Below are 12495 nucleotides of genomic sequence, written 5' to 3'. Positions count from 1 at the left end.
CATGGACAGCAAACGCAGCAAAGATCGGCCGGAAGCCCTGGCCGATCGCGTCTACCACCAGCTAAAAAATGACATCTTTGATTTTCGTCTGATGCCGGGCGACCGCTTCAGCGAAAGCGAAGTCGCGGAACGTATGGACGTCAGCCGCACCCCGGTGCGTCAGGCCCTGTTTCGTCTTGAGCGTGAGGGCTATGTCGAAGTGTGGTTTCGCAGCGGCTGGCAGGTGCGTCAGTTTGACTTCGAATATTTCGAAGAGCTGTATGACCTGCGCACCGTGCTGGAGTGCGAGGCAGTCAAACGCCTGTGTCGCCTGCCCGCAGATGATTGTGCGGCACTGCTGACGCGCCTGACCTGCTTCTGGATCGATGAGCCGCGTCTGGAAGATGGCATAGCCGTTTCGTTACACGATGAAGCCTTCCATATCGCCCTGGTCGCCGCGGCAGGCAACAGCGAAATCGCCCGCATCCACGGCGAATTAACCGAGAAGATCCGCATTATCCGCCGTCTCGACTTCACCCGCGAAGACCGGATCAACGCGACCTATAACGAACACGCCCGCATTCTGCGCGCGGTATTGCATCAGCACACAGAGGAGGCCCAGCGCATTCTGACCGACCATATTGCCGTCAGTCGCGCCGAAGTCAGGAAAATCACCATTCATATGCTCCAGCAGGCAAGGTTACACACCGTTTCATCCAACTAATCTTTCAATACATTTAGGGGTTTACCGATGAAGAGACGTTCACTGCTCAAGGCCTTCGCGCTTTCTGCCACCGTAGTCAGCATGGGATTGTCCTGGAGCGCTCAGGCCGCCGATACCATCAAAGTGGGCATCATGCATTCGCTGTCCGGTACGATGGCGATTTCTGAAACACCACTGAAAGACGTGGCGTTGATGACCATTGAAGAGATCAATGCTAAAGGCGGCGTGCTGGGTAAAAAGCTGGAACCGGTGGTGGTTGACCCGGCCTCCAACTGGCCGCTGTTTGCGGAAAAAGCCCGTCAGCTGCTGACTCAGGATAAAGCCGCCGTGGTATTTGGCTGCTGGACCTCGGTTTCGCGTAAATCCGTGCTGCCGGTTTTCGAGGAGCTGAACGGACTGCTGTTCTACCCGGTGCAGTATGAAGGCGAGGAGATGTCTCCAAACGTCTTCTACACCGGGGCAGCACCAAATCAGCAGGCGATTCCGGCGGTGGAATACCTCATGAGTGAAGACGGCGGCAGCGCCAAACGCTTCTTCCTGCTGGGCACCGACTATGTCTATCCGCGTACCACCAATAAGATCCTGCGCGCCTTCCTGCACTCAAAAGGGGTGAAAGACAGCGACATCGAAGAGGTCTACACGCCGTTTGGCTACAGCGATTACCAGACCATTGTTTCTAATATCAAAAAATTCTCTGCCGGGGGCAAAACGGCCGTAGTCTCAACCATCAACGGCGATTCCAACGTTCCTTTCTATAAAGAGCTGGCGAACCAGGGGCTGAAAGCCACCGACGTCCCGGTAGTGGCCTTCTCGGTCGGTGAAGAAGAGTTGCGCGGCATCGACACCAAACCGCTGGTGGGTAACCTGGCGGCGTGGAACTACTTCGAATCAGTGGATAACCCGACCAACGCTAAGTTCGTGGCAGCTTATCGCGCCTATGCCAAAGCCCACAAATTGCCGAACGCCGATACCGTGGTGACCAACGACCCGATGGAAGCCACCTATGTCGGCATCCATATGTGGGCGCAGGCGGTAGAGAAAGCGGGTACCACCGATGTGGATAAAGTGCGTGCAGCGATGGCCGGACAGACCTTTGCCGCGCCGGATGGTTTTACCCTGACGATGGACCAGACCAACCACCATCTGCACAAGCCGGTGATGATTGGCGAAATCGAAGATAACGGTCAGTTCAACGTCGTCTGGCAGACCGACAAACCGGTGCGTGCCCAGCCATGGAGCCCATATATCGCCGGCAACGACAAGAAGCCCGATCATCCGGTGAAAACCAGCAATTAATCCCGTGTAACCCCAGGGCCAGGCATGCCTGGCCCCTACACCGAACAATGTTGTACGGGTCGGGCACGCCTGGCCCCTACGCCGAACAATGTTGTACGGGTCGGGCAGCCTGGCCTCTACGCCGAACAATGTTGTACGGGTCGGGCATGCCTGGCCCTACGCCGAACAATGCTGTACGGGTCGGCATGCCTGGCCCCTACGCCTAACAATGTTGTAGGGGTCGGGCATGCCCGACCCGTTATTTCTCCGGAGCCATAATGATGCGATTCCTGGTGTTACTGCTGTTCAGCCTGCCGCTTCTGGCCCAGGCAGGCCCGGCCGCCGACTTTGCCGCCGCCAGCCGCAGCGATCAACTGACACTCTTACAGCAGTGGGCCGCCGCACCGAATGCCAACCGCCTGCCTTTATTGCAGGCGCTGCACAGCGAAAACGTGGTGCTGGATGAACACAAACAGCCCTTTACCCGAACCAAAGACCAACTGGTACCGCTGGAAGGCAACGCGGCCCCCGTGGGGGCAACCAAAAAACTGTTTATGAACAACCGACTGCGCGTGATGATTACCTCTGCGCTCGCCGCACACCAGTTGGTCAGCCCGATTACCCCCATTCGCCTGCACGCCGCGCGCGCCTTGCAGAATGAAGCCAATATCGACCAGCTACCGCTGCTGAAACAGCGTCTGGCCGCCGAGGAAGATGCTACCGTTCATGCGGTGCTGGCCCAGGCTGTTGCCGGATTACAGCTGGCGGATCCTAACCCGCTGGTGCGTCTGGACGCGGTAAAACGGCTGGGAGAAACCAGCGATCCGCAAACGCAGGCCAGCCTGGAACACCTGCTGCAACCCCAGAATGAAGCCGATGCCCGCGTGCGTGCGGCGGCAGCCGATAGCCTGAAACAGATTCGTTATCGCCTGCTGCCCGGCGATATTTTAGGTCAGGCTTTTACCGGCCTGTCGCTGGGCTCGGTGCTGCTGCTGGCCGCCCTTGGACTGGCGATCACCTACGGCCTGCTGGGGGTCATCAATATGGCCCACGGTGAAATGCTGATGATCGGCGCTTATGCCACCTGGATTGTGCAAAACCTGTTCCAGCGCTTCGCCCCGGAGTGGCTGGCCTTTTATCCGCTGCTGGCCCTGCCGGCCGCCTTCTTTATCACCGCCGCCATCGGCATGGCGCTGGAACGCACCATCATCCGCCATCTGTACGGCCGCCCGCTGGAAACCCTGCTTGCCACCTGGGGCATCAGCCTGATGCTGATCCAACTGGTGCGCATCCTGTTTGGCGCGCAAAACCTGGAAGTGGCGAACCCGCCGTGGCTGTCCGGTGGTTTGCAGGTGCTGCCTAATCTCGTGCTGCCGTACAACCGCCTGGCGGTGATCCTGTTTGTCATCGGCGTGCTGGTTCTCACCTGGCTGCTGCTGAATAAAACCCGCCTTGGCATGAACGTGCGTGCGGTGACACAAAACCGGGCGATGGCCGACTGCTGCGGTGTGCCTACCGGGCGCGTCGACATGCTGGCGTTTGGCCTCGGTTCCGGCATTGCCGGGCTGGGCGGCGTGGCGCTGTCGCAGCTGGGCAATGTCGGCCCGGAGCTGGGCCAGGGCTACATCATCGACTCCTTCCTGGTGGTGGTGACCGGTGGCGTTGGGCAGTTGGCAGGCACGGTGGTGGCCGCACTCGGCCTCGGCATCCTGAACAAAGTGCTGGAGCCGCAGATCGGCGCGGTGCTCGGTAAGATCCTGATCCTGGTGTTGATCGTGCTGTTTATTCAGAAACGACCGCAGGGACTGTTCGCCTTTAAAGGGAGGGTGATTGACTGATGACGCAACCCATAACGCTGACCCTGGCACGAAAAGCCCCGCGCCTGACGACCGCGCTGGGTGCGGTGGTACTGCTGCTCTTGCTGCTATTGCCGTTCCTCGCGCTGCTGCCCGCCGACCACCCGCTATTTATGTCGACTTACACCCTGACGCTGGTGGGGAAAATCCTCTGCTACGCCATTGTGGCGGTGGCGCTGGACCTGGTGTGGGGCTACGCCGGGCTGCTATCCCTCGGCCACGGACTGTTCTTCGCTCTCGGCGGCTATGCCATGGGCATGTACCTGATGCGCCAGGCCTCCGGTGAGGGGCTGCCTGCATTCATGTCCTTCCTGTCCTGGACCGAGATGCCATGGTTCTGGGCAGGCACGCAGCATTTCGCCTGGGCACTGTGCCTGATTGTGCTGGTGCCAGGCCTGCTGGCGCTGGTCTTTGGCTGGTTCGCCTTCCGTTCAAAAATCAAAGGCGTCTACTTCTCGATTATGACCCAGGCGCTGACCTATGCCGGGATGTTACTGTTCTTTCGCAATGAAACCGGCTTTGGCGGTAACAACGGCTTTACCGGATTCACCACCCTGCTCGGCTTTCCGGTGACGGCAACCGGCACGCGCATCGGGTTGTTTATGGCCACGGTGCTACTGCTGGCGGCCAGTCTGGCAATAGGTCTGTTGCTGGCGCGTAGCAAATTTGGCCGGGTGCTGACGGCGGTGCGCGATGCGGAAAACCGCCTGATGTTCTGCGGCTATGATCCCCGGGGCTTTAAGCTGTTTGTCTGGACGCTGTCTGCCGTGTTGTGCGGATTGGCCGGGGCGCTGTATGTGCCGCAGGTGGGCATTATCAACCCTGGTGAAATGTCGCCCACTAACTCGATTGAGGCCGCCATCTGGGTCGCGCTTGGCGGGCGCGGCACGCTGATTGGGCCGCTGCTTGGTGCCGGGATCGTCAACGGCGCCAAGAGTTGGTTCACCGTTGCATTCCCTGAATACTGGCTATTTTTCTTAGGCCTGATGTTTATCCTCGTCACGCTGTTCCTGCCGCGCGGCGTGATTGGCCTGCTGCGCAGGAGGAAACATGACTGAGCACCTGTTTACCCAGCCCCACCGCGCCGACCGTCACCGTGAACAGACGGATCCGGTGTTACAGCTGGAGAATATCAATGTGTCGTTTGACGGTTTCAAAGCGCTGACTGACCTCTCCTTACAGATTGGCGTTGGCGAACTGCGCTGCGTGATCGGCCCTAACGGCGCGGGAAAAACCACGCTGATGGATGTGATTACCGGCAAAACCCGCCCGGATAGCGGCCGGGTGATCTACGACCAGAGCATCGACCTGACCACCCTTTCCCCGGTGGAAATCGCCCGCATCGGCATTGGGCGTAAATTCCAGAAACCGACGGTGTTTGAAGCGCTGACGGTATTTGAAAATCTGGAAATTGCCTTAAAAACCGATAAATCGGTCTGGGCCAGTCTGCGTGCCAGACTGAACAGTGAACAACAGGATCGCATTACCGAGGTGTTGAAACTGCTGCGCCTTGGCAGTGAACGCCAGCGCCCGGCGGGCCTGCTGTCCCACGGGCAGAAACAGTTTCTGGAGATTGGCATGTTACTGGTGCAGGACCCGCATCTGCTGTTACTGGATGAGCCAGCCGCTGGCATGACCGATGCAGAAACCGACTACACCGCCGAACTGTTCCGCACTCTTGCCGGTAAACATTCGCTGATGGTGGTGGAACACGATATGGGCTTTGTTGAAACCATTGCGGACCATGTCACGGTGCTGCATCAGGGCCAGGTGCTGGCCGAAGGATCGCTGCGCGATGTGCAGGCAAACGATCAGGTGATTGAAGTCTATCTGGGGCGATAATATGTTACAGGTCTCTGAACTACATCAATATTATGGCGGCAGCCACATTCTGCGTGGACTGTCATTTGAAACCAAACCCGGCGAGATCACTTGTCTGCTGGGGCGTAACGGCGTGGGGAAAACTACGTTGCTGAAATGCCTGATGGGGCTGATCCCGGCGAAATCTGGCAGCATCAACTGGCAGGGGCAAACGATCAACCAGCGCAAACCGCACCAGCGGGTGCAGGCCGGGATCGCCTATGTGCCCCAGGGTCGGGAGATCTTCCCGCGTCTGACGGTGGAAGAGAATTTGCTGATGGGACTGGCACGCTTTTCAGGCAGCCAGGCCACGCAGGTGCCGGAGGAGATCTGGCAACTCTTTCCGGTTCTGTGGCAGATGAAACAGCGGCGCGGCGGCGATCTGTCCGGTGGTCAGCAGCAACAGCTGGCGATCGGCCGGGCGCTGGCCTGTAAACCGCAACTGCTGATCCTCGATGAACCCACCGAAGGGATCCAGCCTTCGGTGATCAAAGAGATCGGGGCGGTGATCCGCCAGCTGGCCGCACGCGGGGATATGGCGATCCTGCTGGTCGAACAGTTTTACGATTTCGCCGCCGGGCTGGCCGACAATTATCTGGTGATGTCACGGGGGGAGATCGTCCTGCGTGGGCGCGGCGAAGCGATGGAAGCCGAAGGCGTCCGGGGGCTGGTAACGATTTAACATTCTCTCAGCGCGGTGACCTCCAGACGCTGTTCACCTTTCCTGTTATTTTGTAAACTCTGACAAAAAGCCATTCGATTAGCGAGTGGCTTCTCTCAGGTTTTCAATACTCAGCAACGGGATATTTACGTATGGATGCAACGACTCAAGAAGCCGTCGAAACCTTTCTGGGTGATAATAAACTCTCTGAACTCTGTGAAGTAGTAAAGATTGGCGATGACCTGCTGGATGTGATCAATCTCAGCGAAAATCAGCACTCCGACCTGCTGGCCTGGATGTTCGACCCGCGTGAAGGTCATGGCCAGGGAGACCAGATCATCCGTGACCTGCTGCTGGCCGCTAGCAACACGATCACCGCAGGCTATCCGCTTGATGGCCGCAGCACCACCTCGCGTTTCTTTACTGAATGGACACCATCGAGGATCCGCACGGCAAGCTTTGGCAGTGTGTTCACCGCGCGTGAATTAGGGATGAACGCCTCGGAGCGTGTGGATCTTTTCGTGATCGATCCCACCCATAAATTCGTGCTGCTGATCGAGAATAAAGCCGGGACCGCCCATAGCGATAAGCAACTCGACGGCTATCGGAAAAGCTGGCAGGAAAGCGTGGCTAAAAAGGCCCATTTGAAAGATTACAGCTGCGTGTTGATTGCGCTTGATCGCGCATTTGAGACTGATGTCGAGGATCATCCCTCAAATGGCTACTGGTTACATATGGGATATGACTGGTTAAAACCCTCAGCGGATCGGGCCGTGTTACAGCTGGAGCGCGGCAACCTCGCAGCCCGGCTGGTCGTCAGTTATTGCACCCGGCAAAGCAACTGGGAAAGCCCCGTGGAGAAGCGTGCTATTGCACTCGCCGCCGGGTTACATGAAACGCACGCGAATGCCCTCAAGTCTTTACTGGGAAACTCGACCGGACGGCTGGAAAGAAACTGGTTTAACACTCACACAGCCCCCGAAACGCTGTTTCTGCTGCAAAACAAAGCCGTATTCTCCCTGTTGCGTCAGACTCAGGGCATGGCCTCACTAAAAGAGACGCTCGCGACAAAAATTCCCCTGCTGCACCGTGACAATATTTACACCACGCGGACCCGGATTGATGTGCGCCCCCCTGGATGGGAGAAATATACTGGCGAGGAACTCTACTGGCCGGTATTTTTCAGAATCCGTTACTCGGATCATACTCAGACGAAATACGATCTGGCGCTAGTGCTTGACGTCAACAGTGCGAATTCCGAAGCCGAAGGCGAGGAGTTACGCGAGTCTCTGCAAAAATTTGACCGTCGTTTCGATACCCATCTGAGCCGAATACGCCGCCGGGTCGTCCTGGCGGAAAAAACAGACAGGACGGAATTGGTGCAAACACTGGAAGCATCCGTTCGTCGCCTGCTTAGCGTAGCTAAATAGCGCCACGTCCCTGCCACCATCCCGAGCTTGTTTGCAGCACTATCCTATTGAAGGTAAACTGCAAAACAGGTAAAACGCAGCAGGCAATCGTTTTCGTTCACCCTCATTTCTCTCCGCGATAATGGAAAAAAGACTCATGGAAATCCGGCGCGACGAGCGTATCAATAAGCTGGCCCAGGCGCTGAAACGCACCGATAAAATCCATCTGAAAGAAGCGGCTCATCTGCTTGGCGTGTCTGAGATGACCATTCGTCGCGATCTGAGTAGCGGTCCGGGCGTTGTGGTTCTGCTGGGGGGATATATCGTCAGCGATCCGATGCGTCATCAGAACCATTATTTTTTTTCCGATCAGCAGGAGCAGAATGTCGATCGCAAACGTCTGTTGGGGCAGCGTGCCGCCGCGTTGATCCAGCCGGAAGAGACGGTGTATTTCGATTGCGGCACCACGGTGCCGTGGATCATCGATGCCATCGACGAAGACCTGCCGTTTACCGCGGTTTGCTGCGCCATGAACACTTTTCTGGCCCTGAAAGAAAAAACCGCCTGCCGGGTGATCTTGTGCGGTGGCGAATTCCATCCAGACAACGCCATTTTCACACCGCTGGGCACGCAGTCAGTGATGGACAGCCTGTGCCCCGATAAAGCCTTTATTTCCGCCGCTGGCATCGATATCCGGCAGGGTGCCAGTTGCTACAACCTGAGTGAATTGCCGATGAAGCATCTGGCATTACAGCGTGCACGTTCGCGCCTGCTGGTGGCAGACAGCAGCAAATTTGGCAAAGTGCTACCTGCTCGCATTGCCGATCTCAGTGCGTTCGACGGCCTGATCAGCGATGCCGCGCCCGGTGAAGATATCGGCATTGAGGTTATCGCCTCGTAAGTATCGGGCGCCGGATATCGTAGGGGTCGGGCATGCCCGACCCGCAACCCTCCTCACCAGCGATTCAAAATCGCCTCACCATCACGCAGACGCCGCAGGTTTTCACACACCCCCGCCACATTGCCCTCCAGTGAAATATCCGTCACGCCGCCAATGTGCGGTGTGGCGATCACATTGTGGCGGAACAGCACATCCTGCGGGTCGGGTGGTTCCTGCCAGAAGACATCCAGCCCGGCACCGACCAGCGGCCCATTCTCCAGCGCCGCCAGCAGCGCCGGTTTCTCAATCAGACCGCCGCGCCCAAGGTTAATCAGGAAGCTGCCCTGCTTCATCTTCGCCAGCGCAGGCTCATCAATAATATGATGCGTTTCCGGGTTGTCCGGTAAACTCAGCACCACAAAATCCGCCTCGCGCAGCAGGTGCGGTAAACGCTCCATGCCGCCAACCCAGTCCAGGCGATGCTGACGGGCAAAATCATCAGACGCCTGACGTTTCACGCCAATCATGCGCATATCAAACGCGGCGAGCCGCTGCGCCAGCGCTTTACCGATGCCGCCCAGCCCCACCAATCCGACGGTCTTGCCTTTCAGCCCCATGCCGACCGGCAGGCCCAGCTGACGGGTAGCCAGCATCTGCGGCACTTCGCTGGCCTTACGTGCCAGGCCGATCATCATCCAGATCCCCAGTTCCGCAACGGAATCTGCATTGCCGGATCGGTCCGATGGCACATTGGCCACGGTAATACCGCGCTGGCGAGCCGTCTCAATATCCACCCCTTCCAGCCCGGCTCCCGCCTGCTGGATCAGCTTCAGGCGATCGGCTGTCTGTAAGAGACGTTGATTGACCTTCGCCATGCCGGGGATCAGCGCATCAAAACCCGCCAGGCTCTCTGCCGCATGCCCGGCAGAAGCAACAAATTCGACATCGGGGAGTCTCTGACGGAACTGCTGGATCATCCCACCCCAGGCATTTTCTTCCGCCGCGATCAGAACTTTCATCGATATCTCCATCATTTATAAGGCAAAAAATGAGCTTAGACGGCTACGGTCATAAATCAAACAGAAATCAGGCAGATCCGTTGATATCGGGATAATCCTCTGCGTTCCGGCTGTGAATAAGGGGGGAAACCAGCTAAACTCCGCTATCTGAGTGGGCACCCTTATGCCCCTGCTAATTAAGAGGCTCAAACTAACGTGGCTCAATTCGTCTATAGCATGCATCGCGTCGGCAAAGTCGTTCCGCCGAAGCGTCATATTTTGAAAAACATCTCCCTCAGCTTCTTCCCTGGCGCCAAGATCGGCGTACTGGGTCTGAACGGGGCAGGTAAATCTACGCTGCTGCGCATCATGGCGGGCATCGATAAAGACATCGAAGGGGAAGCGCGTCCGCAGCCGGGCCTGAAAATTGGCTATCTGGAGCAGGAACCGAAGCTTAACCTGGAACACACCGTTCGTGAGTCGGTAGAAGAAGCCGTTTCCGAAGTGGTCAACGCGCTGAAAGGTCTGGACGAGGTGTACGCTAAGTACGCAGAGCCGGATGCAGACTTCGACAAACTTGCCGCGCAACAGGGCAAGTTTGAAGAAATCATCCAGGCGCACGACGGCCACAATCTGAACACCCAGCTCGAACGTGCCGCTGATGCGCTGCGTCTGCCGGACTGGGATGCGAAGATTGGCACTCTTTCCGGGGGTGAACGCCGCCGCGTTGCGCTGTGCCGTCTGCTGCTGGAAAAGCCAGACATGCTGCTGCTCGACGAACCAACGAACCACCTGGATGCGGAATCCGTAGCCTGGCTGGAACGCTTCCTGCACGACTTCGAAGGGACCGTTGTGGCGATTACGCACGACCGTTACTTCCTCGATAACGTGGCCGGTTGGATTCTGGAGCTGGACCGTGGTGAAGGGATTCCATGGGAAGGTAACTACTCTTCATGGCTGGAGCAAAAAGATGCGCGTCTGGCGCAGGAAGCCTCCTCCGAAGCGGCTCGTCGTAAATCGATTGAGAAAGAGCTGGAGTGGGTGCGTAAAGGCGCTAAAGGCCAGCAATCTAAAGGCAAGGCGCGTCTGAACCGCTTTGAAGAGCTGAACAACGCCGAATACCAGAAGCGTAACGAGACCAACGAACTGTTTATTCCACCTGGCGCACGCCTGGGCGATAAAGTGGTTGAGGTCAATAACCTGCGCAAATCTTACGGTGACCGTCTGCTGATTGACGATCTCTCCTTCTCTGTTCCGAAAGGTGCGATTGTTGGCATCATCGGTCCGAACGGCGCGGGTAAATCGACCCTGTTCCGCATGATGTCCGGTCAGGAACAGCCTGATTCCGGCAGCATCGTACTGGGTGAGACCGTGAAGCTGGCGTCAGTGGATCAGTTCCGCGACAGCATGGATGGGTCTAAAACCGTATGGGAAGAAGTGTCCGGCGGTCAGGACATCATGCGTATCGGCAACACCGAGATGCCCAGCCGTGCCTACGTTGGCCGCTTTAACTTTAAAGGGGTTGATCAGGGTAAACGCGTTGGCGAGCTGTCCGGTGGTGAGCGTGGTCGTCTGCATCTGGCTAAACTGTTACAGGTTGGCGGCAACATGCTGCTGCTGGATGAACCGACCAACGACCTGGATATTGAAACCCTGCGCGCGCTGGAAAACGCCCTGCTGGAGTTCCCGGGCTGTGCCATGGTGATCTCGCATGACCGTTGGTTCCTGGACCGTATTGCCACCCACATTCTGGATTACCAGGATGAAGGCAAGATCGAGTTCTTCGAAGGTAACTTTACTGAATACGAAGAGTACAAGAAACGTACGCTGGGTGCGGAAGCGCTTGAGCCAAAACGTATTAAGTACAAGCGTATGATCAAGTAAGCGGCCGGGCTTACGGGGCGACCAAAAAAAGGTCGCCCCCCTACGTATAAAACTCCCGAAACACCGGCGACTGCATCGCAAAATCAATAAACCGCGACAGCGCAGGCGAGTTCAACTTACGGCTTGGGTACACCAGCCACAGCTCATTCCCCTCCACTTCCCACTCCGGCAGCACCTGCACCAGATCGCCCTGCGACAACACCTCATCGGTTAAAAAACGCGGCAACAGCGTAATACCCGCTTTGCCCAGCGCACACTCGCGCGCATACACCAGATTATCGGTCATATGCGTGGGCGGCAGCAGCCAGCGATAATATTCCTCATCACGTTTAAGCACCCATTCGGTCCAGGCGCGGTGCGCAATGCAGCGGTGTGCGGAGAGCTGGCCGGGATGGGTCAGCGGCGGTAACGACGCCAGATACTCTGGCGATGCCACCAGCAGGCGCTGGCAGTAGCCAATACGGCGGCCAATCAGCGACGAATCCTGCGGCCTTCCGGTGCGCAGCGCCACATCAAAGCCATCCTGCACCAAATCGCGGATTTCATCGGAAACTGACACATCCAGTGTCACATCGGGATATTCCTGCTGAAAGGCCGTATTGAAACGCGCCAGCAGCGTGGCACCAATGCCGGCAGGAGAGGTAATGCGCAGCCGCCCGCTGGGATTATCGCGCAGTCGCTCAATCGCCATACCGGCGCGTTCACTGGCCTGCAGCATCTCCTGGCAGTGCACCAGATAGCGCTCGCCCGCAAAGGTCAGGTTGAGCTGGCGCGTGGTACGGTTAATCAGCCGCAACCCCAGCGCCTGCTCCAGCTGGCTGACGCGCTGGCTGACGCTGGATTTCGGTAAACCCGCACGATTCGCCGCAGCGGTAAAACTCCCGCACTCGGCCACCAGCGCAAACAGCGCCATATCCTGCAACTGTTTAAACATGATTGTTCACCTCAAACGAACACTGCGTGCATCAT

General features: G+C 57.5%; 11 protein-coding genes. 9 read left to right on the top strand and 2 right to left on the bottom strand.

Annotation, left to right across the window (positions count from 1 at the left end; all coding sequences use genetic code 11):
- The first annotated feature begins 1 nt into the window (after position 1).
- The 8 genes from WH277_RS25085 (at position 2) to deoR (ending at position 8665) form a co-directional block, all read left to right on the top strand.
- The gene (locus WH277_RS25085) at positions 2-703 is read left to right on the top strand and encodes a GntR family transcriptional regulator (protein WP_133842382.1); all 702 of its coding nucleotides are present in this window, start codon (positions 2-4) and stop codon (positions 701-703) included.
- Positions 704-730: 27 nt separating this feature from the next.
- Positions 731-1999, top strand: a complete 1269-nt coding sequence (gene urtA / locus WH277_RS25080; protein ID WP_133842383.1) for an urea ABC transporter substrate-binding protein — start codon at positions 731-733, stop codon at positions 1997-1999.
- Between the two features lie 257 nt (positions 2000-2256).
- Positions 2257-3816 carry an urea ABC transporter permease subunit UrtB gene (gene urtB / locus WH277_RS25075; RefSeq protein WP_374760143.1) on the top strand — a complete coding sequence of 520 codons (1560 nt, stop codon included), beginning with the start codon at positions 2257-2259 and terminating at the stop codon, positions 3814-3816.
- Complete coding sequence (urtC, locus tag WH277_RS25070) at positions 3816-4892, top strand: urea ABC transporter permease subunit UrtC (RefSeq protein WP_339507304.1); 1077 nt, start codon at positions 3816-3818, stop codon at positions 4890-4892. Before urtB ends, urtC begins: the two co-directional genes overlap by 1 nt.
- Positions 4885-5676, top strand: coding sequence for an urea ABC transporter ATP-binding protein UrtD (gene urtD / locus WH277_RS25065; RefSeq protein WP_133842385.1), 792 nt, complete (start codon positions 4885-4887; stop codon positions 5674-5676). Before urtC ends, urtD begins: the two co-directional genes overlap by 8 nt.
- Position 5677: 1 nt before the next feature.
- Positions 5678-6376 carry an urea ABC transporter ATP-binding subunit UrtE gene (gene urtE / locus WH277_RS25060; RefSeq protein ID WP_339507303.1) on the top strand — a complete coding sequence of 233 codons (699 nt, stop codon included), beginning with the start codon at positions 5678-5680 and terminating at the stop codon, positions 6374-6376.
- Positions 6377-6507: 131 nt separating this feature from the next.
- On the top strand, positions 6508-7785 hold the full coding sequence (locus tag WH277_RS25055) for a PDDEXK-like family protein (protein WP_339507302.1): 1278 nt from the start codon (positions 6508-6510) through the stop codon (positions 7783-7785).
- Between the two features lie 136 nt (positions 7786-7921).
- Positions 7922-8665 (top strand): DNA-binding transcriptional repressor DeoR, encoded by a 744-nt coding sequence (gene deoR, locus WH277_RS25050; protein ID WP_339507301.1) that lies wholly within the window; start codon positions 7922-7924, stop codon positions 8663-8665.
- Between the two features lie 53 nt (positions 8666-8718).
- On the opposite strand, the gene WH277_RS25045 is transcribed toward deoR, so the two are convergent.
- Positions 8719-9663 carry a 2-hydroxyacid dehydrogenase gene (locus tag WH277_RS25045; protein ID WP_339507300.1) on the bottom strand — a complete coding sequence of 315 codons (945 nt, stop codon included), beginning with the start codon at positions 9661-9663 and terminating at the stop codon, positions 8719-8721.
- 195 nt (positions 9664-9858) lie between these two features.
- Between WH277_RS25045 and ettA the strand changes: the two genes are divergently transcribed.
- Positions 9859-11526, top strand: coding sequence for an energy-dependent translational throttle protein EttA (gene ettA / locus WH277_RS25040; protein ID WP_133842390.1), 1668 nt, complete (start codon positions 9859-9861; stop codon positions 11524-11526).
- Positions 11527-11566: 40 nt separating this feature from the next.
- On the opposite strand, the gene WH277_RS25035 is transcribed toward ettA, so the two are convergent.
- Entirely contained in the window at positions 11567-12463 is an 897-nt protein-coding gene (locus WH277_RS25035; RefSeq protein ID WP_133842391.1) for a LysR family transcriptional regulator, read from the bottom strand.
- Positions 12464-12495 lie beyond the last annotated feature (32 nt).

The organism is Erwinia sp. MYb416 (assembly GCF_037479575.1).
In the GTDB taxonomy this organism is placed as follows: Bacteria; Pseudomonadota; Gammaproteobacteria; order Enterobacterales; family Enterobacteriaceae; genus Erwinia; species Erwinia rhapontici.
This window is presented reverse-complemented; position numbering and strand designations above follow the sequence as displayed.

Bases quoted from the DNA above. Each gene is read 5' to 3' on its own strand.
- WH277_RS25085 (WP_133842382.1), top strand. From the start codon at position 2: ATGGACAGCAAACGCAGCAAAGATCGGCCGGAAGCCCTGGCCGATCGC.
- urtA (WP_133842383.1), top strand. From the start codon at position 731: ATGAAGAGACGTTCACTGCTCAAGGCCTTCGCGCTTTCTGCCACCGTA.
- urtB (WP_374760143.1), top strand. From the start codon at position 2,257: ATGATGCGATTCCTGGTGTTACTGCTGTTCAGCCTGCCGCTTCTGGCC.
- urtC (WP_339507304.1), top strand. From the start codon at position 3,816: ATGACGCAACCCATAACGCTGACCCTGGCACGAAAAGCCCCGCGCCTG.
- urtD (WP_133842385.1), top strand. From the start codon at position 4,885: ATGACTGAGCACCTGTTTACCCAGCCCCACCGCGCCGACCGTCACCGT.
- urtE (WP_339507303.1), top strand. From the start codon at position 5,678: ATGTTACAGGTCTCTGAACTACATCAATATTATGGCGGCAGCCACATT.
- WH277_RS25055 (WP_339507302.1), top strand. From the start codon at position 6,508: ATGGATGCAACGACTCAAGAAGCCGTCGAAACCTTTCTGGGTGATAAT.
- deoR (WP_339507301.1), top strand. From the start codon at position 7,922: ATGGAAATCCGGCGCGACGAGCGTATCAATAAGCTGGCCCAGGCGCTG.
- WH277_RS25045 (WP_339507300.1), bottom strand. From the start codon at position 9,663: ATGAAAGTTCTGATCGCGGCGGAAGAAAATGCCTGGGGTGGGATGATC.